The sequence below is a fragment of the Methylomonas sp. EFPC1 genome (genome assembly GCF_016925515.1).
Taxonomy (GTDB): domain Bacteria; phylum Pseudomonadota; class Gammaproteobacteria; order Methylococcales; family Methylomonadaceae; genus Methylomonas; species Methylomonas defluvii.
Genome location: NZ_CP070494.1, coordinates 2,460,145 through 2,486,429, shown reverse-complemented (window position 1 = coordinate 2,486,429; position 26,285 = coordinate 2,460,145). Strand labels below are relative to the sequence as shown.

Here is a 26,285-nt window from a genome sequence, read left to right as displayed (position 1 = left end):
TTACCGCCATTTTTCACCATCGCCCGTTTTCGGATAAGCAGAGGCCACTCCTGCATGAACTTGCCAACCAGGCACATGGGGGCTTAATGCTATGGCTTGCGGTACTCTTCCGGTTAAAGCTGCTTCGAGCAAAGGAATGGCGGCCAAAATCGGCATGCTATTAACCGAATCAATCCAGGCCGCCGGGAAAATGCTTTCGCCAACTTGCGGTCTGCTAATCTGCATCAGTCGTCCGTCCACTTTTCCAGCCGCCAATAACAAGGCATAGGCAAAAGCCGGATTGCCGCAACCGGGAGCCAGATAGCCCGGCCATGCCTCATCGTAACAAACCAATAGCAGTTCACCTCCCTGGCAAGCCAACTGGCACCAAGCTTCCAACAACGCCATTGCCAAGGTATCCGATCCTGCCGCCAGAGCGGTGGCTGGCTGGGTACATTGCTGAGCGATACTCCAATAACCCGCCGCGGTATTTTGCACGGAATTATGAAAAGCGCTGGGCGACATCACCCCGTCCGCTTTGACCAGTTCGTTACAAATCTGGTCGGTAGTGTTTATTTCTCCGGCCACGCTGGCAAATATCGCGGGCAAACTTGACGGCGAACGCTGGGCTTGCTCGCTGGCAGCGCTTGCCGCGCTGAAGGCCATCTGCATCGCCTGGCTGCTACGCCGGCGCAACAGCGGCGGAATGGTCTCGCGATTGATAGCAAAAGCCGGAAACGGCAGGCTAGCTCGAAATGCCGGGTCCGGCGCGCAAACGCCGACGCCAAGCAGGCTCATGCATTCCATTATGCAGCCTCCAGCAGGACACTGGCATTGTTGCCGCCGAAGCCAAACGCATTGCTCAATATCAGTCGGGGGTTGACGTTCAGTTCCGGCGCCGTTACCAACGGAAACCGGCATTCGGGGTCTGGCACTTGCAAACCGCAGGTGCCGGGCAAAAAACCGCGCTCCAAAGCCAGTAGGCTCACCACGACCTCCACTGCACCGGCCGCACCTAAGGTATGCCCCAGCAAACCTTTGACGCCACTGCAGGGCGGCGGATTGGCAAACACGCGGGCTACCGCTCTGGCCTCGGCGAGATCGTTTAGGGTGCTGGCAGTGGCATGCAAATTAATGTAATCGACCTCGCTGACATCGCGTCCCGCCAAACCCAAGGCCTGCGCCATTGCCGAAGCAGCCCCAAGCCCCTCCGGGTGCGGCGCACTCATGTGGTGGGCATCCGACGATTCCCCCACCGCCAACAGTCGGGGCCGATCCGTATTGTCAGTGCTGGGTTTTTCCAACAACAGTAAAGCCGCGCCCTCCCCTATGTTAATCCCTTGCCGCCCGGCATCCATCGGCCGGCAAGCGTCCGCCGAGATCAGTTGCAAACTGTTGAAGCCGCGCAGGGTCAGGCGGCACAAACTGTCTACGCCGGCCACCAATACCGCGTCACAGCACTCTGTGACGATCAATCTTTGCGCGGCAGCCAAGGCTTTGGCGCTAGACGAACAGGCGGTGGAGATCGCGTAGCACGGCCCTCGCAAGCCCAGTTCCAAGCGTAAAAACTCGGCCGTGGCTTGGGCGGTTTGCACCTTGGTGAAATAAAAGTTGTCTGGCATCACGCCGTCTTGCTGCAAGCGCGCATAGGCGTTCTCTGAGTCGTAGATACCGGAGGTACTGGTGCCCAGTATTAAACCGACGCGGGCCGCACCGTAACAGGCGACCGCCCTCTCCACCTCGGCGCGAAAACCGCCCTGCGCCAAAGCTTTTAATGCCAAGCGGGCATTGCGGGAATTGTAGGTTTGCAAATCAGGCCGAATGTCGGGTAAGGCTGAGGTCACCTCACCCACCACGGTATCAAAAGGAATATCGAACAAGCTTAGCGGTTTCAGGCAAGGACGATTGGCTAACAGACTGTCATATAAAGCGTCCACATCGTCACCGCCGGCGCTGACGCACTGGTAGGCCGTGACGGCGACTGGAGAAATCAGTGGGAAAATACGCATTAATTCTTTGGCTTTTGGATCAGTAAGGGACAAAGTAAAAAACCCAAGCTCACGCCCAAGCTTACCGACAGTGCCAAAATTGGCAAGGTGGGCGTCTTACCCAAGCCCATGGCACCGAAAGAGGCAATCGTAGTCAGCGTCGATGAGGCAATCGCGTGATAAGTCACATCGGCGTCTTGGCCGCGGTTGTCGATAAAAAAGATACCGTAATCCACACACAGCGACACCGATAACAACAAGCCTATCACATGCAGAAAACTGACCTCCTCCCCCAGCAGCGCCCACGTGGCAAAAATGAACAGCACGCCAGCCAGCGAAGGCAGCAAGGTCAAACACACTTTGCGCAGGTCGCGTTGTTGCAGCCAAATAAACCAGGCCATCACCACTATGCCTATGCCCAGCATCATTAAAGACCGGTCCCGATACTTGCCCGCCAACTGATCCAGCTGATCTTTTTGGCTGAAATACCGCGTGCCTTCCAAGCCGGCCAAACCGGCTGTCAATTTGGCGGGATCGTGCTCGCCCAACCACAGCGACAACATCACCCCGGTTTGCCCGCTGACTATTTGCCCGGACAGAATATGTCTGACCGGCGAGTCCATCACCCACTCAGGTTGCAGCGCTGCGGGGGACGCCGGCGCTAACGTCCCTAACTTTTCGACCGACAAGCCCGCCTGAGCTAAGCCGGTTTGCCAAGCTTGCTGAAATTCCGGCGTCAGGCCACGTTGGTAAACCTGGCTGTTCTCGGTTTGCAACTGCTTGGATACCAACCAGGGAAACAGGCCGTGATATTCGCTTATGACTCCCGCTTGCTTTAAAGACTGCAACCGGCGTTCGGCGGCTTCGGATCGTTGCAGCGCGGTTTCCCAGTCGTCGGCTTGTATCAACACAAAACGGCCCGGTTCGATACTGGAAAAATGCGCGCGCACTGCCGCATCCTGCTGTTTTAAGCTATCCATATTGACCGCTAGTTGCTGCATATCGCTCATCCAACGAATCTGCGGCAGACACAGCACAGCCATGACGACGCTGGCGGCGAACAGACCCAGCAAGATTTTCCGGTGCCGGCCGCAAAAATCCACCCAAGCGCCGATGCCCGGCAAATGTGCGGCGTGCAACGATGAATTGATCAGCAAAGCCGGCAATACCCAGCGGGTCAAGCCCAGCGAGCCGACGACGCTGGCCAAGGCAAATACGGCAATTTGCTCGAAGCCTGGAAAACCGGTAAAGCCCAAGGCGCCGTAGCCGATCACCGTGGTCAAGCCGCCCATCAACAGGCTGGGCCACAACAGCTTGGCCGCCGCTAGCGGAGTATTGCGATGCTTAGCGCAATGCACCATCACATGAATCGGGTAATCGGAGGAGATGCCGATCAAACTGGCGCCCAAGGCCAGCGTCAGACTGTGGACTTGTGGGAAGACTAAAGCCGTTGCCAGGGTGCCGATTACAAACGACGCGCCTTGCACCATCATCACCCAATGCAAAGCCGAGAACGAGTGAAACAGAAATAAAAATACTAAGGCCACCGCCAGGCTGGACACCACCGACACCAGCGTCACATCCTGACTAATCTCGCTCTGCGCGGAGACGCTGAACACCGGCACCCCGGCCATCGACAACTTAAACGCGCCGCCGGCTTCTGCGTTCAAATTGTCGAAGCCGGCCCGAATCGCCGCTTGCAATCGGGTCTGTGCCTCAGAATCCAATGCCGCCGGCCGGCTTTGCAGGATTAACGCGCCCGCCTGACTGTGTTTGGCTTGCTGCTGAAATTGTGTCTGTAGCGCCTTGAAGCCGTCGAGTGACAGCAACAACGGATCTTGCTTGGCAATGGTTTTTACAAAGCTGCCTTGCGGCGACAGCAAGGCTTGCTTCAATCCTGCGGCTTTGGTCGGCAACTGGGTGGGATCGAACAATGCAGGCGCGTCTTGTTCGGGGTTTAGACTGAACAGCCGGGCGTGGTAAGGCGCATACGAAGCCACCGCTTCGACCCAATCGCGGGGCGGCTGATCGGCCGGCCACACTTGCTCCACGTCATCCAGCTTAGCTAACTGACTAAGCAAGCTCGCGGTGAATGCGGCCACGGACATCGGGGTTTCAGCGCCATTCGTGGCTTCTGTCACTGGGGCGTACTCGGACTTTTCGACCACCAGCAAATAGCGCCGTGACAACTCGCCTGACTTCAACAAGCCGGCCAACAGCCTGGAGTCTTCATCGTCGGTCGCGGTAAAAAAAGCGTTCAGGTCAGTCTCGACCTTGATCTGCCAGAACGTGATTGCCAGGAATAAGGGAAACAGCAGCACGAACCAGCGCTTTCGCCAAACAAAAGACACGCCCTATTCTCCGCTGGCTTCCTGCAACAAACTGGGGAGCGAATAGTCCTGTTGTTGTGCTGCCGTGGCTTTGTGCATGCGGTATTCGGTGGATTCGCCGTCCGGCTGTTTGATTGAAATGCGCCGTTGCTGGTCTTGGTCATCGCCGGATATTTCAATAGACGGGAGATCATCACCGCTCAACTCCGGTTTCGGCGTCAAGCGCAAAGTCCATTGCGGGCCTTGCTTGTCGGCGGCGATGGCATAATTAAGCTGCAATTCTTCGGTACGGCCTTGCAGGATGCTGCGAAACACTTTGATTTGCTCGCCCGCCGGCCCCGCCGAATCCAAAGCCGCGCTGTGGCGCTGGTTTTGCTGCGGGTCCCAGTAAAGCATGCGCTGTTCGGTGATCGCCATGATCACCCGCGCCGGTTGCAGTTGCAATTTGACCAGGCTGCCGTCGGTGCCGGACAGCATGACACCTTGTCCGTGCCATGGCGCGTCCGCCAGTTCCAGTACACGGGTTTCCTCATACTGAAACTGCGCCTGACCGGTTTGGCGGATTCGAGTCAATAACTCGCTCAGCACCGCGCCATCAGCCCATCCAAACATGGGCAACACGGCCAAAAGCAAAAACAGCGTGCGGTTAATCTTCATCCCTTGAATACCTTATGGCCGTTCATGGCGATGCATTTGAAGGTCTCCAGAGCCGGTGGAATTTCCAAATCCGGAAAGCGCTTGTGCCGGTAAAACCATTCACCGGTTCCGAGTAACCCCATCAACCCATACACCACTACACCGGTGTAAAGTGCCCAAGCGGTCTGCCCCATGATAGCCGGCAGCGCGGCGCAGATCGCGATGTTGACGGCAAAGAACAAGGTCCAAACCCAGGTCAGGTTCCGGCAATATTCGGCTATACCCGGCACTAACTCGGGAAACTGCAAACGCACCAAGCGTTCGATAAAAGAAGGCGGCGACCACAGGGTATGCCCGAATAAAAAGGTCAGCCACAAATAGGCAAACGACGGCACCAGCCAGACAAAATAGGTCGTGGCAAAATAGGCGCCGGCCAGCAACACCGCTGCCAGTAAAAAACTAAGCAAACGCGCGACTAGCCCGGACGAGGTAAAACCGCGCCAAAAGGTCAGCGCAGCGAAGACGATGAGTTCAAAGCTGGCAAAACCGAGACCGGCCAGATAGGCACTTAAAAAAGGGTAAGCGACGACGATACCGGCGATAATCAGCGGCTTAACGACCTGCCCCATGGTTAACGGGTGCGATTAGCGGCGACGAATTCGGCGAGCGAGCGGAGAGAGAGAAAGATCTGATTATTGCGTTCGTCGCCGGAGGTGATCTTGATGCCGTATTGGCGGTCCAGCATCACGCCGATTTCCAGCGCATCGATAGAGTCCAAGCCCAGTCCACCGCCGAACAAAGCATCATCCGGTGGCAGGTCATCCGGGACGATGTCTTCCAGGAGCAAGCCCTCGATAAGCATGGTTTTCAATTGGCTGATCAAGTCTTCTGACATGGCTGTTCAAGTTCCATTAACAAACGCCGGATTCTACACAAATTCCCGCAGCGGTTCAAAATCACTTGGATTGCGGCACGGGTAATGCCAAAATTGCCGCAAGCTTAGCCCATCCGAACTTCCAAACCCGACAGACCGATACGTGCGTCCTTTCCTGGCCTTCAAAATCCTGCTATTCACGCTGCTCGTTCCCGGCGCGGTGTTGGTTTACATGCCTTACTGGGTACTTTCCGACTCAGCCGGTAACTTGCAGCCGGCCAACCTGGCCTGGGCTCCGCCCGCCGGCTTTTGTATTATCCTGGGTTTGGCTAGTTATCTACGCTGTGCTTGGGATTTTGCTATCACCGGTTTGGGCACACCCGCGCCTATCGATCCCCCGCAGAAACTGGTAGTGAGCGGCTTGTATCGGCGGACCCGCAATCCGATGTTTCAAGGCGTATTGTTGGTGCTGCTAGCGGAATGTTTGCTATATGCCGATCCGGGCCTGATAGTCTATGCCGGCTCGATTGCGCTGTTTTTTCATATTACCGTGGTGTTTCGCGAAGAACCGGATTTGACCAGCCGGTTTGGCGCGTCTTACAGCCACTATTGTCGGCAGGTGCCGCGCTGGGGTTTTGCGTTAAAAGCCTTTTCCCCGGAGCCGATTTAACGCACGTACTGCGCTTTGACTAGGATTTGATTTTAACTCACCCACCTTTTGCTGCCATGAAGGAAATACTCAAGCATTTCATCTTTGCCGAACTGATTTACCACGAAGATCCGGCCGCATTCGGCGACGACGACAACCTATTGGATGCCGGCCTGGATAGCATGGGCATCATGCGTTTAATCATGTTCGCCGAGAAAGAATTTGGCGTCACTTTGCCGGACACCGAAATCGAACCGGATAACGTCGGCAGCCTGAACTCGCTGGCAAGCTGGATTCGCCGCAGCGGTTACGCCGGATGACGGACACCCAGGAACAGCTGTTCAATCCCGGCGATTATTTTACCTACGTACTCGACCAGGAAATTCGCAACGCCGGGATGCCCGGTGGATATTGCGGCTTTGCCTTGCAATTGGCCCAAACGCCGGACTTGTCCGCTCTGCAAAAGCGCTTGGATCTGCTGGTGGAACGCTTTCCGCAAGCATCCGCCACGATCCAGTCGCGCGGCAAGCGTTTTGCGTGGGTCGCCACCGGCAACCCAATCCCGCTGGAACGTCATCAGTGCCAGCCGGGTGCGAGCGAGGCGGACGAATCGCAGCGTTTGCTATTGGACATTTTCAATCGCCCCGAATCCCGGCCGCTGACCGTGCACTGGATAGCCGGCGCGGAAGGCGGCACGCTGCTGCTGATCTGGCTGCATCCACTATTGGATGCCCGAGGCTGCAAAATATTGCTGGACTTCTTGTCTTCAGACAAACCGGACAGCTTCAAAGACTCGCCGTCCTTGATCGAAGCCAAACTGGCACAATGGAGCTTCTGGAAAAAACTGCAATTATTCTTCAAAGCCAAACGCCACAATACCGCCGCCAATAGCCTGGACAGTTGCCTGCCCACGCAAATTGAACAAGGCCCGCAGCGCCTGCACTTAAAAGTACAGCGTTTCGATGCCGACCAGTCGCAACGCATCGCCAAACTAGCGCAACAAACCACCGGCTTGACTGGGCGCACCTTGTACTATCTGGGCTGCTTCATGCGGGCGATGGAACTGGTCGGCCCGCCGGACGCTAAAGACGGTTATTGCATCCCTTACGCTTTCAATCTGCGCCGCCAGAACGCTCCGACACCGGTTTTCGGCAACCATATCGGCTGCTTGTTCGCCCGCGCCACCCGCGAGCAAGTGCGAGATAGAACAGGTTTGTTTGCGCATCTGCTTAGCGAGCATAAACAAGTGGTCCGCGATGAGCTGGATCTGGCCTATTTACCGTTGATGTGGCTGGGCCAATGGCTATCGCCCGACAAATACGCGAAAGTGCTGCGCAAACAGCACAGCGGCGGCGAGTTGAGCTCGTTGTGGTTTTCCGACATTGGTGAATTGTCCTGGAGCAAGAAAGGCTTTCTCGGCGTTCAGGTGACTGATCTATCGCTGATGTGCTGGATGACCTTGCCGCCCGGTCTGGCGCTGCTGGCCAGCCAGCTCGACGGCAAGCTGGTTTTGTCCTATAGCTACTTATCTCCGGCAATCGATGAAGCGTGGTTGGATGCGGTTATCGCGCGGATGAATGTCGAGTTATTGGATAGCCCATAATACTCGCTCATCTCCACCTATCGTTCCCACGCTCCAGCGTGGGAATGCAGTTAGAACCGCTCCAGCGGTTCTGGACGCTGGAGCGTCCCTGACCGGGTTCCCACGCGGGAGCGTGGGAACCATAAAATCGTCATTTTTTAGCGAAACCTAAACCGATGTTGCTAGCGCCTTTTCTACACCAATGCCAACTCCAGCCCGACGCCCCGGCTTTGCAAGAGCAAGACCGGCAAGTCAGCTATCGGCAATTACTGCAACAGGCCCAAACCATTGCCGCTGCCTTGCAAGCCAAGGGCGTGCAGCCTGGCCAGCCGGTGGCGGTGTATCTGGATCGCGGTATCGATGCCGCCTGCGCACTGTTCGGTGTCTTGTTGACGGGAGCCTGCTATGTGCCTTTAGATCTAAAGAATCCGGTACCCAGACTGAGCTTTATTGTCGCCGACGCCCAGGTGCATACGGTATTGGGGACCGGTGCAGTGCCGGCTTGGCTGGATGAAAGCCTGTGGATGGACATCAACGCTTGTGCCGCTGTAATCCCCGCAACCGTTGACATTCCCGCCGAAGCGCTGGCGGCGATTTTGTATACCTCCGGCTCCACCGGCCAACCGCGCGGCGTAGCGCTTAGTCATCGGGCGATTTTGGCGTTCACAACCTGGGCCGCAGACTTGCTGGCCTTAACCCCTGCCGACCGCATCGCCAGCAGCGCACCGTTTTTCTTCGATCTATCCACCTTTGATCTTTACGCCGTATTAGGCTGCGGTGCCAGCCTGCATTTCATCCCGGCCGGCTTGACTATGGCCCCGGCTAGGTTGAGCGCGTGGCTGAGCGAACACGCCATCAGCGGTTGGTACACCGTGCCCTCGTTACTGGCCTTCCTCACCTACAAAGGCAACCTGGCGCAAACCCCGCTGGCGGCTTTGCGCTTCATTATTTTCGCTGGCGAAGTATTCCCCACCCCGGCCCTGATCGATCTGGCCGCCAGTTTGCCGCGGACAGCCTTGTACAATTTTTTCGGCCCCACCGAAACCAATGTCTGCTGCTATTGGCAGGTACAACGCGAGCGTTTGATCGCCGAGCAAACCATTCCCATCGGCCTGCCCGCCGCCGGTTGCGAACTGCACATAGCCGCCGACACCGGCGAGTTATGGGTACGCGGACCGACGCTAGCCAGCGGCTACTGGCGCGACGGCCAGGTACAGGCTTTTCTGAATGCCGACGATTGGTATCCCACCGGCGACCGAGCTAGCCTGGAGCAAGGCGAATACCGCTTTCATGGTCGCTTGGGACGTATGCTGAAATGCTCCGGCTACCGGGTCGAGCCGGCGGAAATCGAAGCCGTCGTCAATGCCATCCCCGGTATCAAAGGCTGCGCGGTGATCGGCATGGACGATCCCACCGCCGGCCAACGTCCGGCTTTGGCATTGGTTTTGGAACCAGAACTGAACATCGCCGAGATTCGCAAGGTGCTTAGCCGCCAATTACCGGCCTATATGCAGCCGAGCCGTTTTCTGGTTTTGGAAGAATTGCCGCGATTGGCTAATGGAAAGATGGATTACATCCACTTAGCTCTTATGCTTTTAGCCTAAAGTTTGGGCGGAGATAAAACTGATTGCTTCTATTGCGAGAGTTATCCCAATCGCTGTGATATATGGACGCATGGTAATCGCGACGCTGGAGCGTGGGAACGATCTGAAACTGCATTAATCAAAAGCTTCTTAATGGAAATGAATATGGCTTTGAATAATAAAAAACAAACAGTACTTACGATCTTATTCAGTGTGTCCTTCTGGATATTTGTTTCAACGGTGGCATCAGCTGAAAATAGTATACCCGTTATCACATTGCAAACATATTGTCCATTATGCACTTGTGTTCGTGATTATAAAATCGATATATTCAACAACGGTAACGTTCATTGGTACGGCAAACATTATGTGCATATAAAAGGGCATAGGTATAAAAAAATAGATAGAACAAAAATTAAAGGATTAATAGAAAAGTTCGAAGAAGTTGATTTTTTTGACCGCCCTGAAAGTTATTTAACGGAAATGAAAAAAAAACATCAAATATGGACTGATATGTCATATATGAAAATTACGTTTAATTCGAACAAAAAAAGTAAATCGGTTGTTTATGGTAGAGCATTAATGGAACTTGAAGATGCTATTAACAGGCTGGTGAAAAACTCGAAAAGCCAAGTAAGCTAAGGCATAGATGAGCCGCCAACTGTTAAAATAGGCTACCTAAATTTGGAGCCTTTCAATGCGCGGACACGATGCCATCCAAAACAACTGGTTCAGCTACATCAACCTGGAAGACCGCATTCCCAAGCAGCATCCGTTGCGCCGTTTACGGCTGTTGGTCGATGGCGTACTGGCCTCGATGGATGCCGTCTTTGCCGAGCGTTACTCGCACACAGGCCGTCCCTCGATTGCCCCTGAAAAACTGCTGCGCGCCTTGCTGTTACAAGTCCTGTATACGGTCCGTAGCGAGCGTCAGTTGATGGAACAACTGGACTACAACCTGTTGTTTCGCTGGTTTGTCGGTCTGGGCATCGACGACGCCGTGTGGGAACGCACAGTGTTCAGTGCCAACCGCGAACGCCTGCTGTCCGAAGCCCTGAGTCGCGAATTTTTTGAGCGGGTACTGGCCATAGCCGAATGGCAAAATCTGGTGTCCGACGAACACTTCAGCGTCGACGGTAGCCTCATTGAAGCCTGGGCCTCGCATAAAAGCTTCGTTAAAAAAGACGGCAGCGGCCCGGACAAACCCGCCGGCCGCAATCCCGAGGTCGACTTCAGCGGCGAAAAGCGCAGCAACGCCACCCACCACAGTACGACCGATCCCGAAGCCCGGCTTTACAAGAAAGGCGAATACACCGAGGCCAAACTGCGTTACATCACCCATGCCTTGTCCGAGAATCGCAACGGCCTGATTGTCGATGTCGAAACCACTCAAGCCACCGGCACCGCCGAAATCGAAGCCGCGCAAAACATGATCAAACGCCGCGTGCCCCAAGGCGGCAGCGTCGGTGCCGACAAAGGCTACGACCAAGCGGCGTTCGTCAACGGACTCGAGTCCCGTGACATCAAAGCCCATGTGGCCCGCAAAAAGACCGGCAGTGTCGTCGATGGCCGGACCGCTCGCGGCAAAGGTTACGCCCAAAGTCTCAAGCGCCGCAAAATCGTCGAAGAAGCCTTTGGCTGGGTCAAAACGGTCGGCGGCCTGCGCAAAACCCGTCACATCGGCTTAGCCAAAGTCGCGGGTCAGGCCTTGTTTTGCTTTGCCGCCTACAACCGACGCGCATGCTCAACCTATTGGTGTTCACGCCGAAACCGGCGTGGAGTGCACCCGCCTAGGGTGAAGTTCGCCTGAAAACCGTCCACAGACGGCTTCAGGCGAATAAAAAGCCCTTGAAACCGGGGCAAAACGCTTGAAACTCGATGTCATGACCGATTTCAACTCGAAAAAATCACTTACATCGTGGGTAAGGGGAAATATCGACGGGTTTTTCACCAGCCTGTTAAAGGCGCTATAACTGCTGAAAACTGGCTAAATCCCGCACCAGATCCTTGGGAATCTGGTTGTGTAGAAGATCGAAGATAATTTAAAGGATAACTATGATGGCTGAAATTTCATCGTTCCCACGCTCCGCGTGGAAACGCCGCCCCGGACGCTCCAGCGTCCTAAACCAACAAACAACCGATGGGCCGAAGTCGTTACACCATCACTGAACCCCTGCAAGCGCATTTCATGACCTGCACGGTCGTGGAATGGCTGCCGGTCTTTACCCGGCCGGAAACCGTGAAAATCCTGCTCGACTGCTGGCAATATCAACGGCAACAGGTCGGCTTAAAACTGTATGGCTATGTGATTCTGGAAAACCATCTGCATTTCATCGCTCAGAGTACCTCGCTGGATAAATGCGTTGCCAGCTTCAAAGCCTACACCGCGCGGCGGATCATCGATCATCTGCAAGCGAAACGAGCCGAACAGTTATTGCAAAGATTGCGCTTTGCCAAATGCGCGCATAAGCATGACCGGGAGTTTCAGTTCTGGCAGGAAGGCGTGCATGCGGAGTTGATTCTTAATGAAGCGATGATGCGGGAGAAGTTGGATTATATTCACGCCAATCCGGTGAAGCGGGGTTATGTGAATTTGCCTGAGCATTGGCGTTACTCAAGTGCTGTGAATTACGCAGGACTGGGCGGCTTGATCGACATCGATACTTGGTAGTCGTGACGCTGGAACGTCTGGGGCGGCATTCCCACGCTGGAGCGTGGGAACGATAGATATGATCACAACATTTGGCTTAGTTTATGACCTCCTTTAGCCTGATCGACGCAGCAGAGCATGACAAACATTTCATATTTAATGCGTTCAAGCTATCGATGCGCGATTACATCGATTGGGCATGGGGCTGGGACGACGAGTTTCAACATACCGGTTTCTGGAGAAACCTACAGGTGCAAAACTTCAAACTGATTCGCATCGGCAAAGAACCTGCCGGCGCTATCTATGTGCAGGAGAGCGAGCAAAGTCATTGGGTTCGCACCCTGTTTCTGCTACCTGAATTTCAAAGACGGGGAATAGGCTCCACTTTGCTGGCACAAGAAGCTTTGCGGGCCAAAAATCTGAATAAGAAATTGGTACTGGACGTGATAAAGATCAACCCGGCAAAGCGTCTCTACGACCGGATGGGCTTCAGAGTTATTGGTGAAGACCGGGCGCTATATCACATGGAATTAGGCTGATACTTGTAATTGTGCTGGGCTGGATGGTTGCACTCTGGTAGCCGTGACGCTGGAGCGCATTCCCACGCTGGAGCGTGGGAACGATAAGCTCATTCCATCGTTTCCAGCGGCATCAAGTAACGTCACGGATTCGCCATATAGTCAAAAAATTCCCGCAGCCAAGCCTCGCCACGCTTTTTTGGAAATTGGTTGGGGTGTTTCTTGACCCATTGCAAGGCGTAAATCATCGGCACCGAATCCAGGTCTTTGATATGGCTGGTGCGCCAAAGTTTGCGGACAATTTTGGACACCTGAAATTTTAACTCGATGTGTCTGACATGTTCCGGTGTCGGGTTTTGGCAATGTTCGGCCGGCGATGTCACCAGATATTCTCGGCAAGCCAAGGGTCGAACCGGATGAATGGAGCAGCTTTCCGCTTCCAGAAACGGACAGGGCACCCCTTGCTGGAAATAAGTCAGCGCGTGTTGCTCTACCGCTTCGTGGTTGGTACCTTCAGCCAGCATCTGTTCGAGCCGGCTCAGCCACTGGATAGCGTCCAGTTTTTCGCAAGCGTCGGAAAAGCGTTGCTTGACCGTGGAACGCCTGGGCTCGGGCAATTGTTCGACCACACCGGCGATTTGATAGGCTTCGAATTCTGCCAACGGCACGACTTGTCGGCAGCAAGCGCCGCAACCGGCTTGGCAGGAGATAGTCTCCTGGTCCGTAACAAAGGCAGCCACTGCGGTTTCGACAAATGTGTTGTTGATGCGATGCAGTGCCGGCAGCATCGCCACCGGCGTCACTTTTTCCGTAGGCGCGCTGAATTTCAGCTCGATAGGCTTACCGTAAAGCGTTAATTTGACGTTGGCGGGTGTGGTTTTGCTCATACGTGCTTTTAAGTTATTGATAATTGTCTAGCCAGGCTTACTCTGGTTGACCAATCGCAATCGGCGAGACCTGACGTTCCAAGCCCAACCAGCATAGAAGCTTTTGCGAAAAACAGAAACTTTGTCTTTGCAAGCTTGCCTCGACGCTGTATGCCTTCGTTCCCACGCCGGAGCTCGGGAACGATACAATACAACGCAAATTCATTGAGTTTACTCAAATCCTAAACCATGACTATAGCCGCTGACTTTTCCGAGATCCTTGCTTACGCAGGCCGACCGAATGAAACCCAAATCAAAGCCCGTTTGCGTGCCGTCGCCGAACTTGGTGTATTTCGACATGCCCTGCCCTCTGCCGTCGGCGGTTTTGGCGATAACTTTGTCTCGTTAGTCAAAACCCATCGCCGCCTTGGCGAAACTTGTCGCGATCCCGGTCTGATGCTGGCGATCAACGCCCATCTGTGGGGTTCGGTTTACCCTATCCTGTTATACGGTAGCGAGGCGCAGAAAGAAAAATTTCTGCCGGCTTTGTTGAGCGGAGACTGGCTGGGCGGGCATGCCATCACCGAGCCGTCTTGCGGCTCCGACGTGCAAGCGATGACTACTCATGCCATACAAACGGGCGACGGTTATCTACTAAACGGCGAAAAGTGTTATATCACTAACGTGCCATTGGCCGACTGGTTGGTGATTTACGCCAAGTTGGACGGCAAGATTTCCGCTTTCCTGGTGTCCCGTGAAGATGACGGCTGCCGTTTCAGCAATGAAAGTGCATTGGATGCCTGCAGGGGCAGCGCTACCGGTAGCGTGAGTTTGCAAGATTGTCGAATCGATGCCGATCGCCTGCTCGGAAAAATCGGCGCCGGCACCCAGATGATCCAAAAGGCTTTGGAATACGAACGGGCTTTTGTGTTTGCAGGTATCGCCGGGCTCATGGATTGGCAATTGGCGGAAGTGGTTCGTTACAGCCGGGAACGGCGCTCCAGCGGTGTGCATTTGGGTAAGCATCAGGCCGTCGGCCATCGCATCGCCGAGATGAAATTAAGGCTGGACACCGTCGATTTATGGCTAGGCGAATGCGCGCGATTGTGCGACGCCGGCCAACGCCTGACGATGGCGTCGGCGCAAACCAAGCTTTATGCGGCCGAGGCTTTCTTGCAATCCAGTTTGGATGCGGTGCAGATCATGGGCGCGGCCGGTTTGGAATCGGGGGGCGCGATGGCCGAATTGGTCCAGGATGCGCTGGCCGGGCGGCTATTTTCCGGCAGTTCGGAAGTGCAGAAAAATCTGATCGCCGCTCTGCTCGGTACCGGCGATGCTTATCGGTTAAACACGCAACCCCATTTATGATGAATTTTTCCGCTTACCGCAATTGGCAGCCTACGCCGCTAATGAAGGTGTCATTGGCAATAACAATAGCCGCTCCGCTGGCGATAGTTATTCAACCGAGCCTTTGGCCTTGGGCCTTGATGATTTTTATTGCCGATCAGTTGGTTTTAACCTTTGCCGGGCTTTGGCCGCGCTGCTCCTGGGTGGGCTCGAACTGGACCTCGCTGCCGCCTGCCGCCGCCGCGCGGGGCGACATTGCCATTACCATCGACGATGGCCCCGATCCCGACATCACCCCCGCCGTGCTGGACATGCTGGATCGTTTCGGCGCCAAAGCCACGTTTTTCTGCATCGCCGATAAAGCCCAACGCTACCCAGATTTGTGCCGTGACATCGTCAAACGCAGACATGCGGTGGAAAATCACAGCATGCACCATAAATACCATTTGCCGTTTTTGTTGCTAAAAGGTTGGATGGCCGAACTAAACGCGGCCCAGGATGCTCTGACTGAGGTGACCGGCATTCGCCCCCGGTTTTTTCGGCCGCCGGTCGGTTTACGTAATCCTTTGCTTGATCCGGTGCTCAGCCGCCTGGGGTTGCAATTGGCTAGTTGGACCAAGCGCGGCTTCGACACGATTGAAGGCAATCCGCAAGTTGTCTTGGCGAAATTGTTGAAAGACTTGAAAGCTGGCGACATTCTGTTGCTGCATGACAGTAACACCGCGCGGACCAACAGCGGCCAGCCGGTGATTCTAGCGGTATTGCCGCCCTTGCTGGAGGCCATTGCCGCCGCGAATTTGCAACCGGTCACGCTAAGCGAAAGCTTGGATCGTTGCCAAAATCCCTAACGCATCTATCTGATTTCGGAGAATTAAGCCATGAAAAAAACCATTGCCAGTGCAGCGTTAAGCCTGTTTCTGAGCGGTTGCGCGTTTCAAGCACCCGACTATTTACAAATGGTCACCGCGCCGGAATTAAAGCAGCTAATGCAACAGCAGGATATTTTTCTGGTGGACGTGCATACCCCGGAGCAGCGGCATATCAAAGGTACCGATGCGTTTATTCCTTACAACAACGTCGAGAAATATCTGGATAAACTGCCGCAAGATAAAGCCACGCCGATTTATCTGTATTGCGAAGGCGGGCCGATGGGAAATGCCGCCGCGAAGACGCTACACGAACTGGGTTACGAGCATTTGCGCAATTTGGAAGGGGGAACCAAAGCCTGGGCTAAAGCGGGATTTGGGTTTGAATAGGCCAATGATCGCTACTGGAGCCGGCACGGCAACGCCCGGCTCCACTAAATCAAAAGCCCCTGTGCTTATTCGACAATACTATCGACCTTGCCGTTTTTAAATTTCACCACAAAACGGTTGAATAGATTCGACCAATAAGTCCAGTCGTCGCCGTCCAGCGAGGGTGTCACATGTTGCGGCGGGTAGCCTATGGCTGCTAGTACGGCTTTTTTGCTCATGCCTGTCTTGACCTGCCCCGCTAAAATGCTCTCACGCTCGGCGGCGTTGAACTGGTTAAGGTCGACCTTGCCGGTGCCGGCGATTTTACTGAAGGCAATCGGCATATCATCCTTGGTAAATTTTTGCACGTTTTCGACCGTAATCAGTTGGCCGCTGGATTCCACTCTAAGCACCGCCTCGTCGGAGGTCAGTTTCAGCAGCGCCACTGGCGTATTGATCGGAATCAACTGGCCTTTACGATAATTAGTGGTGCGGAACCGGTTCTGCTCTTGGAACAGGCTGAACTGCGTATAGTAAACTTGCGCGGGCTGAACAGCCGCCGCCGCGCCTTCGCCGGGTTTAAGCTCTTTTTTACAGCCTACCGCCAAAACAGTCAGACACAGCAGCATCAAAATGTAGTTTTTTCTAAACATAATCAAAATCTCTCGAGCAAAAGGTTAAGAACATGCTCGCGCCAGACAAAACACAGCGCGCGACGGTACAACAGATAGTAAAACCAGGATAGGCCTATAAACAAACGTTATAGTTAGAACCCACGTCTGGCTAGGGTGAATCGATTTTAATCCCGAGTTTTTCCAGAAACACCGCCGGCGAAGCGAAACACATTTCGCGGCTGACCGCATCAACGGCGGCCTGGATGGTATGCCCTTTAGCTAAGACTTCGCCAGTTTCGGCATCCGCCACCCGATATTTAATCTTCATCCGGTATTCCCATTCCACCAACTCCGCCGATACCCGAATCCGCTGCTCGAACTGAGCGGGACGCACATAACGCAACTGCAAATCCACAATCGGCCAGACGTAACCGGTTTCTTTCATGGTCATATAACCGTAGCCGATTTTGTCCAGCATCGCGCAGCGGGCAATCTCGATGTATTTGCAATAATGACCATGCCAGGCAATATTCAATAGATCGATGTCATGAAAAGGCACGGTCAATTCGACTTCGGCGCGCAGCATATTATTTGTCCTCGGCAGCTGCATCGCCCGCAGCTGTCTTGCTCCAATACGGGTAAAAATTAAACCATTGTAGCGGTGCTATCCGGCAATAGGCTTCGAGTCGTTCGGCATATTGTCGCGCCAGGTTTTTCAGCATGTCTTGCCTTTTGGGTTCACCGCGCGGGATGCGGATAGATTCCGCGAAGTGTTCCAGATGGATTTTGAATCGACCGTTCACCGGAAAGCAAAACAAGGTGTATACCGGGCAACGCAACAGCGAAGCCAGCAGATACGGGCCTTGCGGAAATTCGGCGTCCTCTCCCAGAAAGCTGGCCGACACCGTGCGGCCGCCCTGCACCGGCACCCGGTCACCGACCATCACCACAAATTCGCCGCGCTCGATCTTTTCTTGCAAGGTAATCGCTATCGCCGGGCTTAACTCGGTCACTTGAATTAGTTGGATGGTGGCGCTGCCGCGGCTGCCGAGCAGGCGGTTGAACTTCTCGGCATGTTTGGTATGCACCAAGATGTTGAGATGGATGTGGCCGCGCATCGTGGCGATGGCCTGGCAAATTTCCAGGTTACCGATGTGTCCGGACAGCAGCATGGCGCCGCGCTTTTGTTCGATCAAATCCAACAGGAGCTGACGATTGGGAAAGTCTACTTGCTCAGGCGTGATGTTACCGGTCCACACCACGATTTTGTCCAGCAAGGTTTCGCCGAAGCTTAAGAAATGCAGGTAACTTTGCCAGAGTCCGCTGCCCAAACCCAACGCCGGGTAAAAATCGGCCAAATGGCGCAAATATTCTCGGGAAGACTCGCGGGCAAGACGCCCGGCCAGAAAGTAGTAACTCACCACCGGCCGCAAAAATAGCCGAAACACCCAGCGGCCGAACAGCCGATACACCCATACCAAAGCCTGTATGCCCCAAAGCAGGCTGTTTTCTTCCACGGCCGCCCAATGCCGGGCGGCGGTGTTCGCGGGCTTCATTGAAAATGCCTCAGTAGCAGTTTGGGCCAGCGTAACAACATACCGAAAAATAAACGGGCATGAGTCTGACTGAGCAGCAGATTGTCCTCCAAAGCCCGGAAATGCGATAAGCCGTCCAGCGGGTAGCGCACCTGAGTGGGAATGGAGATGACTGTCACGCCTTGCCAATAAAGCCGCACCAAAATCTCCGTATCAAAACCCATGCGATTTTCCATGGCTTGGCTTTGAATCGACTTTGCGCAAGACTCAAGCGGGTAAACCCGGTAGCCACACATCGAGTCGGGGATGGCGAAAGACAGTGTGTTGATATGTACCCAAATATGGGTCAGGTAGCGGGCGTAGTAGCGCAGTTTAGGAATCGATGCGTCGAATAGCGCTCGGCCGATAACCACTGCTTCCGGCGCTTGTCTGGCTGCGCTTAGAAATTTATCCAGATCGTTTAAATCGTGCTGGCCGTCGGCATCGACTTGCAGCGCGTGCGAATAGGCTTGGGCTTGAGCCGCCAGAATGCCGACCTTGACCGCCGCGCCCTTACCTTGGTTTACCTCTAGCCTGATACTTTGCACCCAGTCATATTGCTCAACTAAGCCGCGAATCACCTGGGCGCAGGACGCATCGCTACCGTCATCCACCAACAGACAAGGCAGCTCATGCGCCGCCAAACGCTCAATAATGCCGGGTAGCGGCTTTTCATGGTTATAAACCGGAATCAGGATGCAGGGCTTAAATAAGGTCGTCATGAAAGTAGATTCTACCCGAGCTATATTCGCAGGCTGCCGAACGGTAACAAAAAGTGAGTTTGCCGGCTTGTTGCAGATAGTGCAATGCCAATTCCAGCTCTTGTCCAGGTAACAACAGCTCTTTGAATTTTACCGATTCCATATGACTGAAGTCGCGAGATAAACCGTAGTATTGCCGGGCATAATGCACCGCCCATTGAATTTGCACGACCCCGGGCACCACCGAAATTTCGTCGAAATGACCGTTGAAATAAGTCAAATTGGTGGGGATGCTTAAGCTCAGCACAACGCCATCGGCCTGAATCTGTTCGCCTAACGTTTCCGGAAACAAAACATCTGGTTCGCTTCCCTGATTTTCCATACTCAAAAGCTGGCCTTCACTTTGCGGCGTACCGCCATTTCCGCTGCCATCAACAAACCCATCAGTACGTAGGAGATGCAACCATTGTAAAGACTCCACAACCAGCGGTCGCCATAGCAAATCGTCAGCAAAGAAATTGCCGCATTGCCGAGAAAAAAACAGCTCCAAACCAGCGTTACTCTGCGGGTATACAGCACGCCATGAGCAGGCAGATCCGGAAATTCCAGCCTGGCCAACCGTTCCACCACCGTCGGCGGATGAATCAAACTAAAGGAAAATACCGCAAAAAACAGCAGACTGACGAACACCGGATAAGCCAGCAGCCAGTCAGCATCGTTAACCAGTGCACCAAGCAACAGAAACAGCGCGCACGCCAATATCAGCCGAGACTCGGCTAGGCCGGCCGAATTGCGATGTTTTTGCAGCCAGTAACGCAGCAAGAACAATCCGGCTAGCCCCAAAGCCATGCCGCGAGGCTGAAAATAATCGGCGGAATACCAAATCAGAAAGGGATAGCTGACAGTCGCTGCCCCGATAATCACATTAAGGATAATTTGCCGAGGCTCTGCTGGGGATTTTGGGCAAACGCTGGTATCGGGATTTGCCTGAATCTTCGTCGGGACCAGGTTGCTAAGAAAGTCTTTAAACATTCAGCCTATTCAGCGCTGATCCGATAAACGGTATCGACCACGTCCTGAATGGTGCGGGCATTTTTGAAGTCTTCGGGATTGATGCGTTTACCGGTGATCTCGCGCAGTCTGACCATCAAATCCACCGCATCGATGCTGTCGATGTCCAAATCCTGCCGCAAATTAGCCTCCAAGGTAATGTCATCGGGCGTTAACTCGAACATTTCCGACATCAATTCTCTTAAGGTGGCGAATACGTCTTCTTGGGTCTTCATACGGGTGTTGTTTCCTATTGCGATACTCGACTCGGCCTGACAATCGCTCTAAAGCCTCGATTTAGCGAGTATCGGTTGATATTGTATTGTCCTCTGGCATCACTCCAAGCACCAAAGTATCTGCGCCAACCGCGCGATAAATTACTACGCCAAGCGTGGATTATACCCTGGGTTACGGCAGATCGCTTACGCTGCTGGCAATCGAAATCACGAAACACCATCCAAACGCCAATGCCAGATAGCCCTATCCTGCCGACAATAGCCGCTTTGCTGGCCAGATATGACTGCTTGAACTAACTTCGGCAAGCCATTTTCCGCCAACGCCGGGCCATTTGCCGGCTCGCGCGTCAAATGCAATTGCGGCTCCACGCCGCCAGACCTCGCCAGCGTCATCGCCAAAGCCCAGGTCGTTTGACTGCCGGGCAGATAGGGTAAATAAGCGTCGGGTAGAGGCTGTTCGTAGCAGACAAGCAAAACCTGGGGAGCATCCAGCAGCATGCCGCCGACTTCCAGAAAAGCCGAAAACAGCCCTTCCGTACCGCCGGCCAAGGCGACATAAGGCAGAAAACTGGAGCCATGAAAACTCGCCAAGCCGGCGATGGCATTATGTACACATTGACTAAAGCGGCTAGGCGAGACATGTTCGCCCTCTGCCAACTCTTCCAGCATCTCGAAATAATACTGACTTTCGCCATGGTTTGAAAAAAACACCGAGGGCATGTCGCCATTTTCGCCGCGACAGCGCCAGGCCACAGCGCAGGCGGCTCTGGCTAAAGGCGATAATCTGCGCCTTTGCATCGCCGGTAAAAACCCCACATCGGCTTTGCCTTGGTTATGCGGCAATATTTCACCGTTGGGCCAGACCTTGGTCTGGGGATGATGCGCGGATTGCCAGAAACACCAGTGCTTTACTGTGAAGGCCAAACGGCTTTCGATACCAAATTCGGCCAAGCTTTCGGTCAACTCAGCTATCCCAACGCTGTAAAACCAAGGACGTATTAATACCGCCAAACGCAAAATTATTGCTGACGATGTAGTCGGCGTGGATATGACGCCCGTCGCCGGTCAGATAATCCAGTTCGGCACAACGCGGGTCGAGATTATCCAGATTCAAATTGGGATGAAACCAGCCTTCCCGCATCATCTGAATCGCCACCATGGCTTCCAAGGCCCCGCAAGCACCCAAGGTATGGCCGGTGAAACTTTTCAAACTGCTAATCGGGGTATTGCCGCCAAACACCGCGGCCGTTGCATGACTTTCGGCTATGTCGCCCTGCTCAGTGGCCGTGCCGTGCGCACTGATATAAGCAATTTGCTGCGGCTCAAGCTGAGCATCCTGCATGGCCAGACGCATCACCACCTGCATTGTGTCGGCATTGGGCTGCGTGGCGTGCACACCGTCGGCATTGGTGGCAAACCCGGCAACTTCGGCGTAGATCCGCGCGCCGCGCGCCAAAGCGCGTTCCCGTTCCTCCAATACCAAGGTACAAGCACCCTCGCCTATCACCAATCCATCGCGGTCGCGGTCGAACGGTCTGGGGGTTAACTCTGGTTCTGAGTTCCGGGTACTGGTGGCATATAGCGCATCGAACAACGCCGCCTCTGTCGGGCAAAGTTCTTCCGCGCCGCCCGCCAGCATCACATCCTGCAAACCGTATTTGATCGCTTCGTAAGCGTAACCGATGCCCTGGCTACCCGAGGTACAGGCACTGACTGAAGGAATGACCCGGCCGCGCACTTGAAAAAACAAAGCGACGTTGGCGCAGGTGGTATGCCCCATCATTTTTAGATAGGTGGTGGCATTCAGATTGCCGATGTCGTGATTGATCAGCATTCTGCCAAAGTCGGCGATGGCCGGCGTCGATCCTACCGACGAGCCGTAGGCTACGCCGGTGCGGCCGCCGCTGATCACCGGATCGCCCAGCAAACCGGCATCGATCATGGCCAGTTCGCTGGCGCGGGTCGCCAATAGCGAGACTCGGCCCATGCTACGGGTGTTTTTACGGGTGTAATGCGCCGGCAGCGTGAAATTCTCCACCGGCCCCGCCAAGCGGGTCAGCAGACCGTTATAAATTTCCCATTCCGGGATATAGCGTATGCCGGATTGCTTGGCTAAAAGCCTGCCGCGTATTTCTTGCCAATCGTTACCAATCGGTGAAAAGCCGGCCATACCGGTCACGACGACGCGCCGGGTCAACACAAACCTCCATTCACCGAAATCACTTGGCGGGTAATGTAGCCGGCATCTTCGGACATTAAAAACGCCACCAACGCGGCGACTTCTTCAGGCGTACCCAAGCGTTTGGCGGGCACGGCAGCAAGGGCTTCTTCAAGGGGTAAATCTTCCAACATCTCGGTCTCGATTAAACCCGGAGCCACGCAATTGACGGTGATTTTGCGCTTCGCCAACTCAACCGCCAGGGCTTTAGTCGCGCCGATGATGCCGGCCTTGGCCGCACTGTAATTGACTTGGCCACGGTTACCGACCAAGCCGGAAACGGAAGATAGCGTCACGATACGCCCCGGTTTGCGCCGTTGTATCATCGGCATGACGAGGGGAAACAGAACGTTGTAAAAACCATCCAGATTGCTGCGCAACACCTGATCCCAATCGTCTCCGCTCAGGGCCGGAAACGCGTTGTCCCGCGACAGCCCGGCGTTACAGACCACACCGTAATACGCACCGTTGGCCAGGATGTCGGCTTCCAAACTGTCCTTGGCGGCGCTACGGTCGGCCAAATCAAAGCTCAGCACACGAGCTTGGCGGCCCATCTCGATAATCTGGTCTTGTACTTGCTTAGCCTCGTCTAGCCGGCTGCGGCAATGAAGGACTATATCGTAACCCTCGCGAGCAAGGCGCAAGGCGATGGCTTTGCCGATGCCTCGGCTAGATCCCGTGACCAGGATGGTTTGTTGGCTCATATTCCTTTTCCGGCGAGAAATTTTTGCGAATCCTGCGGCAGCAACACATTTAACTTCGAACTGGCCTCGATATTTTGTCCCACTATCGCGCAGTCGAACACCGACATATCGTTCGCGGCTTCGATAATCTTTTCTGCTCTCACGGTTAGTTTCGTGCCGCAAGGAAAACTACCCACCGAACACTCGAAGTAACGGGTACCCAATAAAAACCCCAAACCAATCGCTTCGCCTCGGCGCTTACGGTGGTAACCCGAGTAAGCGGCAATGGCCTGCGCCATGTATTCCAATCCTACCCAGGCGGGTACATGGTGGTCGGCACTGGAAAACAGGCCATCGTCGCGCACGTTCAGTTCGACCACGATATGGTCATCGCCCACTTCCAGCACCCGGTCTAAAAGCACCATACGCCCGGATTGAGGTACTAGCGCTTCGATGGCGTATGGAAAAGCCTTTGGACTGTCAGGGATGTCCAATGAGCAAGGACACATTGTTTCCGCCGAATGAAAAAGAGTTGCTGAGGCAGTATTGTAGCGGCTTTGGCGATTGGTTTTCCAGCCCGACCAAGTTCAGCCGCACCATGTCGGGATCGGGTTCGCCATCCCACAGATGCGGCGGCAAACGACTTTCTTGAGGTAAATCAGATAGTAGCAACCAGCACAAACCGGCTTCAAGCGCACCGGCCGCGCCTAGACAATGGCCGGTGGACGGCTTGCTGGAACTGCAAAGCGTCTCGCTACCGAACAATTGCCCGATCGCCCGATTTTCCATCGCATCGTTTTGCCAGGTGGCCGTGCCGTGAAGATTGATGTAATCGATGTGTTCAGGTTTCAGCTGCGCATCGTCCAGCGCGGCCTGCATGGCCAGTAACGCGCAGCTACCGTCGGGGCGAGGCGCGGAAATATGATAAGCATCGGCACTGGCACCAACGCCTAGCAAGGCGATTTTGCTTGGCTCGCGCGTCATTAAAAATAAGGCCGCGCCTTCGCCGATCATCGTGCCGTCGCGATTTTTACTGAATGGATTGCAAGTCGTTTTGCTAAGAGCACCCAACGCAAAAAAGCCCTCCAGCGTGGTGCGGCATAAACTATCCGCACCGCCTACCACGACTGCATCGCATACGCCCAATAGCAGCAGGCGACGGGCCGAAGCCAAGGCGTTGGCACTGGATGAACAGGTGGTGGAGACGGTGTAGGCCGGGCCGCGAACGTCCAGGTACGCCGCCAAAAACTCCGCTACGCCACCCAATTCCTGCTGCTTGTAGTGATAGTGACCAGGCATGCTCCCGCTTGCCCGCAACACTTGCACCGCACTTTCACCCTCGGCAATCCCCGAGGTACTAGTGCCTACCACTATGCCAACGCGATCTGCGCCGTAACGAGCTATGGCGGTACTAGTAGCGGACTCGATCTGGCAAAGCGCCGACAACAGCAAACGGTTGTTGCGGCAATCGTATTGTTTAAGCTTGGCCGGAATGACCGGTAATTCAGTTAGCACGCCGAATGCGGGAATAGCCGCATCCAGCCAGGCCGGCGGAACGGGCTCAACGGAACGACCGGCAAGCCATGCAGCCAAAATATCGGCCTTGCTGTCGCCCAAGGCGCAGACCATGCCTAAGTCATGTAAATACAAATTACACCGCTCAGGCAGTTTGATAAGTTGCCAAGATGGCCTCGATTTTCTTAGCGCTGCGCTGCGTCATCGGGTTTTCCTCGTCCCAGGCATAGCCGGCAAGAATGGAACAAATCATGGCTTTGACGCTGGCCAACTGATTTTCTTCGAAAATAATTTGCTGGAAACGGCCATCGTACCAAGCCTCCACATAAGCCCGAAATACCTCAATGCCCTTGCGCAAAGCCTGTTCGTATTCGACAGACCAGTTTACCGACTCACCACGTAGTTGCCGGTCAACCAAGGGTACCGCCAAGGCGGCGGATTTCATCGCAATCGTCACGCCGGATGAAAACACCGGATCCAAGAACTCGCCGGCATTGCCGAGTAAGGCAAAGCCCTGGCCATAAAGTTGTTTGACGTTGGCGGAGTAACCGCCGATGGTATTAGCCGGGGTATCGAAATTGGCGTCCGTCAACAACTCGGCGAGACGTGGTTCTTCGAAGGCAATTTCCTTTAACACTTCGAGCGGCTCGCCGTTACGCTGATCCAGGAAACCCGCTGGCGTCACGACACCCAGCGAGCTTCTGCCGTTACTGAATGGAATCAGCCAGTACCAGATTTCATGAAACTCAGGATGAATGGCAATTAAAATTTTATTGCGGTCGTAATCGGGTACAGTAATCCGATCCTCGATATGCGTGAACAGCGCACGCCGCGGCGACAATGACGAAGGGGTTTCCAGATCCAATAATCTTGGCAATACCCGACCAAAACCGCTGGCATCCAATACCATCTTTGCCCGCCACTGCTTGTGCAAGCCATTGGCATCGACGCTGGTCAGGCTGGCTTGCTCAGGATTACTAAAATCGGCTGCCAGGATGGTTTGTTGATAATGAATAGGCACGCCGGCCGCCTCGGCGCTGTCGGCCAACACCTTATCGAAATGGGCGCGCGGTACTTGAAAGGTGGTGCCCCAGCCTGGGCTGAATTTTTGGGTGAAATCGAATTCGGTCAGTTTGCCGGCTCTGGAAAATGCCGCGCCGTTTTTGAATTGAAAACCTTCCGCCGTCACCGCCGGTAGCATATCCGCGGCTTCCATAAAGGCCATGCATTGCGGCAGCAGGCTTTCGCCAATCGAGAACCGCGGGAACTGCTCTTTTTCCAGGATCACCACCTGGTGTCCAAGTTGTTTCAGCATCTTGGCAGCGACGCTGCCGGAGGGGCCGGCCCCGATAATCAATACATCTGCATCCATTTACTTACCAACCCTCTTATCCGGTTAAAATACTTCCAGTACAAAATTCAGAAACAGCGGCAATGCCGCTAAGTTAACGTTCTTC

Annotated in this window: 31 protein-coding genes; 11 read left to right on the top strand and 20 right to left on the bottom strand. The window is 54.5% G+C overall.

Translation table 11 applies throughout. The features are described 5' to 3' along the window. From JWZ98_RS11725 to JWZ98_RS11700, 6 genes are read right to left on the bottom strand one after another with little or no spacing between them, the layout of a single operon-like run. Positions 1–786: a beta-ketoacyl synthase chain length factor gene (locus JWZ98_RS11725; protein WP_205450204.1), complete on the bottom strand. Its 786-nt coding sequence runs from the start codon at positions 784–786 to the stop codon at positions 1–3. After that, complete coding sequence (locus JWZ98_RS11720; RefSeq protein ID WP_205450203.1) at positions 786–1,988, bottom strand: beta-ketoacyl-ACP synthase; 1,203 nt, start codon at positions 1,986–1,988, stop codon at positions 786–788. Before JWZ98_RS11720 ends, JWZ98_RS11725 begins: the two co-directional genes overlap by 1 nt. Beyond that, the gene (locus JWZ98_RS11715) at positions 1,988–4,318 is read right to left on the bottom strand and encodes a hypothetical protein (protein ID WP_205450202.1); all 2,331 of its coding nucleotides are present in this window, start codon (positions 4,316–4,318) and stop codon (positions 1,988–1,990) included. Before JWZ98_RS11715 ends, JWZ98_RS11720 begins: the two co-directional genes overlap by 1 nt. Before the next feature lie 3 nt (positions 4,319–4,321). Then, the gene (locus tag JWZ98_RS11710; RefSeq protein ID WP_240347946.1) at positions 4,322–4,954 is read right to left on the bottom strand and encodes an outer membrane lipoprotein carrier protein LolA; all 633 of its coding nucleotides are present in this window, start codon (positions 4,952–4,954) and stop codon (positions 4,322–4,324) included. Next, entirely contained in the window at positions 4,951–5,562 is a 612-nt protein-coding gene (locus JWZ98_RS11705; protein WP_205450201.1) for a hypothetical protein, read from the bottom strand. The genes JWZ98_RS11710 and JWZ98_RS11705 overlap by 4 nt, the downstream gene beginning before the upstream one ends. A 2-nt stretch (positions 5,563–5,564) precedes the next feature. Further along, positions 5,565–5,828, bottom strand: a complete 264-nt coding sequence (locus JWZ98_RS11700; RefSeq protein ID WP_205450200.1) for a phosphopantetheine-binding protein — start codon at positions 5,826–5,828, stop codon at positions 5,565–5,567. Between the two features lie 142 nt (positions 5,829–5,970). Here JWZ98_RS11700 and JWZ98_RS11695 point away from each other — a divergent pair, with 142 nt between their 5' ends. From JWZ98_RS11695 to JWZ98_RS11660, 8 genes are all read left to right on the top strand, one after another. Continuing rightward, positions 5,971–6,477: a methyltransferase gene (locus tag JWZ98_RS11695; protein ID WP_240347944.1), complete on the top strand. Its 507-nt coding sequence runs from the start codon at positions 5,971–5,973 to the stop codon at positions 6,475–6,477. 56 nt (positions 6,478–6,533) lie between these two features. Continuing rightward, positions 6,534–6,776: an acyl carrier protein gene (locus JWZ98_RS11690; RefSeq protein WP_205450199.1), complete on the top strand. Its 243-nt coding sequence runs from the start codon at positions 6,534–6,536 to the stop codon at positions 6,774–6,776. Next, positions 6,773–8,059: a hypothetical protein gene (locus JWZ98_RS11685; RefSeq protein WP_205450198.1), complete on the top strand. Its 1,287-nt coding sequence runs from the start codon at positions 6,773–6,775 to the stop codon at positions 8,057–8,059. The genes JWZ98_RS11690 and JWZ98_RS11685 overlap by 4 nt, the downstream gene beginning before the upstream one ends. Positions 8,060–8,214: 155 nt before the next feature. Further along, on the top strand, positions 8,215–9,642 hold the full coding sequence (locus JWZ98_RS11680) for an AMP-binding protein (RefSeq protein WP_205450197.1): 1,428 nt from the start codon (positions 8,215–8,217) through the stop codon (positions 9,640–9,642). A gap of 3 nt (positions 9,643–9,645) precedes the next feature. Then, entirely contained in the window at positions 9,646–10,263 is a 618-nt protein-coding gene (locus JWZ98_RS11675) for a DUF6438 domain-containing protein (protein ID WP_205450196.1), read from the top strand. Between the two features lie 55 nt (positions 10,264–10,318). Then, the gene (locus JWZ98_RS11670) at positions 10,319–11,431 is read left to right on the top strand and encodes an IS5 family transposase (protein ID WP_240347943.1); all 1,113 of its coding nucleotides are present in this window, start codon (positions 10,319–10,321) and stop codon (positions 11,429–11,431) included. A gap of 330 nt (positions 11,432–11,761) precedes the next feature. Next, positions 11,762–12,292, top strand: coding sequence for a transposase (locus JWZ98_RS11665; protein WP_205450195.1), 531 nt, complete (start codon positions 11,762–11,764; stop codon positions 12,290–12,292). 83 nt (positions 12,293–12,375) lie between these two features. Further along, complete coding sequence (locus JWZ98_RS11660; RefSeq protein WP_205450194.1) at positions 12,376–12,810, top strand: GNAT family N-acetyltransferase; 435 nt, start codon at positions 12,376–12,378, stop codon at positions 12,808–12,810. Between the two features lie 122 nt (positions 12,811–12,932). Here JWZ98_RS11660 and JWZ98_RS11655 read toward each other — a convergent pair whose 3' ends face one another. After that, on the bottom strand, positions 12,933–13,676 hold the full coding sequence (locus JWZ98_RS11655) for a YkgJ family cysteine cluster protein (RefSeq protein ID WP_205450193.1): 744 nt from the start codon (positions 13,674–13,676) through the stop codon (positions 12,933–12,935). A 228-nt stretch (positions 13,677–13,904) separates the two neighbouring features. Here JWZ98_RS11655 and JWZ98_RS11650 point away from each other — a divergent pair, with 228 nt between their 5' ends. From JWZ98_RS11650 to JWZ98_RS11640, 3 genes are read left to right on the top strand one after another with little or no spacing between them, the layout of a single operon-like run. Beyond that, on the top strand, positions 13,905–15,023 hold the full coding sequence (locus JWZ98_RS11650; RefSeq protein ID WP_205450192.1) for an acyl-CoA dehydrogenase family protein: 1,119 nt from the start codon (positions 13,905–13,907) through the stop codon (positions 15,021–15,023). After that, entirely contained in the window at positions 15,020–15,850 is an 831-nt protein-coding gene (locus JWZ98_RS11645) for a polysaccharide deacetylase family protein (protein WP_240347941.1), read from the top strand. Before JWZ98_RS11650 ends, JWZ98_RS11645 begins: the two co-directional genes overlap by 4 nt. A gap of 30 nt (positions 15,851–15,880) precedes the next feature. Then, positions 15,881–16,258, top strand: coding sequence for a rhodanese-like domain-containing protein (locus JWZ98_RS11640; protein ID WP_205450191.1), 378 nt, complete (start codon positions 15,881–15,883; stop codon positions 16,256–16,258). A 65-nt stretch (positions 16,259–16,323) separates the two neighbouring features. Here the strand turns inward: JWZ98_RS11640 and JWZ98_RS11635 are convergent, their stop codons facing one another. The 13 genes from JWZ98_RS11635 to JWZ98_RS11575 all read right to left on the bottom strand — a co-directional run bounded on the left by JWZ98_RS11635 (position 16,324) and on the right by JWZ98_RS11575 (position 26,200). After that, positions 16,324–16,890: a hypothetical protein gene (locus JWZ98_RS11635; protein WP_205450190.1), complete on the bottom strand. Its 567-nt coding sequence runs from the start codon at positions 16,888–16,890 to the stop codon at positions 16,324–16,326. A 130-nt stretch (positions 16,891–17,020) separates the two neighbouring features. Then, positions 17,021–17,437 (bottom strand): acyl-CoA thioesterase, encoded by a 417-nt coding sequence (locus JWZ98_RS11630; RefSeq protein WP_205450189.1) that lies wholly within the window; start codon positions 17,435–17,437, stop codon positions 17,021–17,023. 1 nt (position 17,438) lies between these two features. Then, positions 17,439–18,407: a lipid A biosynthesis acyltransferase gene (locus JWZ98_RS11625; RefSeq protein ID WP_205450188.1), complete on the bottom strand. Its 969-nt coding sequence runs from the start codon at positions 18,405–18,407 to the stop codon at positions 17,439–17,441. After that, complete coding sequence (locus JWZ98_RS11620; protein ID WP_205450187.1) at positions 18,404–19,147, bottom strand: glycosyltransferase family 2 protein; 744 nt, start codon at positions 19,145–19,147, stop codon at positions 18,404–18,406. Before JWZ98_RS11620 ends, JWZ98_RS11625 begins: the two co-directional genes overlap by 4 nt. After that, a complete protein-coding gene (locus JWZ98_RS11615; protein ID WP_205450186.1) occupies positions 19,131–19,508 on the bottom strand; it encodes an AMP-dependent synthetase in 378 nt (125 codons plus the stop codon). Before JWZ98_RS11615 ends, JWZ98_RS11620 begins: the two co-directional genes overlap by 17 nt. A gap of 2 nt (positions 19,509–19,510) precedes the next feature. After that, the gene (locus JWZ98_RS11610) at positions 19,511–20,158 is read right to left on the bottom strand and encodes a hypothetical protein (RefSeq protein WP_240347939.1); all 648 of its coding nucleotides are present in this window, start codon (positions 20,156–20,158) and stop codon (positions 19,511–19,513) included. Between the two features lie 5 nt (positions 20,159–20,163). After that, on the bottom strand, positions 20,164–20,412 hold the full coding sequence (locus JWZ98_RS11605) for an acyl carrier protein (protein WP_020481223.1): 249 nt from the start codon (positions 20,410–20,412) through the stop codon (positions 20,164–20,166). 207 nt (positions 20,413–20,619) lie between these two features. Continuing rightward, entirely contained in the window at positions 20,620–21,375 is a 756-nt protein-coding gene (locus tag JWZ98_RS11600) for a beta-ketoacyl synthase chain length factor (RefSeq protein ID WP_205450185.1), read from the bottom strand. A gap of 1 nt (position 21,376) precedes the next feature. Next, positions 21,377–22,612: a beta-ketoacyl-ACP synthase gene (locus tag JWZ98_RS11595; RefSeq protein ID WP_346015176.1), complete on the bottom strand. Its 1,236-nt coding sequence runs from the start codon at positions 22,610–22,612 to the stop codon at positions 21,377–21,379. Further along, positions 22,606–23,334 (bottom strand): 3-oxoacyl-ACP reductase FabG, encoded by a 729-nt coding sequence (gene fabG, locus JWZ98_RS11590; protein WP_205450184.1) that lies wholly within the window; start codon positions 23,332–23,334, stop codon positions 22,606–22,608. Before fabG ends, JWZ98_RS11595 begins: the two co-directional genes overlap by 7 nt. Then, positions 23,331–23,738, bottom strand: coding sequence for a 3-hydroxylacyl-ACP dehydratase (locus tag JWZ98_RS11585; protein ID WP_205450183.1), 408 nt, complete (start codon positions 23,736–23,738; stop codon positions 23,331–23,333). The genes fabG and JWZ98_RS11585 overlap by 4 nt, the downstream gene beginning before the upstream one ends. 55 nt (positions 23,739–23,793) lie before the next feature. Beyond that, entirely contained in the window at positions 23,794–24,963 is a 1,170-nt protein-coding gene (locus tag JWZ98_RS11580) for a beta-ketoacyl-ACP synthase (RefSeq protein WP_205454355.1), read from the bottom strand. 10 nt (positions 24,964–24,973) lie between these two features. Next, a complete protein-coding gene (locus JWZ98_RS11575) occupies positions 24,974–26,200 on the bottom strand; it encodes an NAD(P)/FAD-dependent oxidoreductase (RefSeq protein ID WP_205454354.1) in 1,227 nt (408 codons plus the stop codon). Positions 26,201–26,285: the final 85 nt, after the last annotated feature.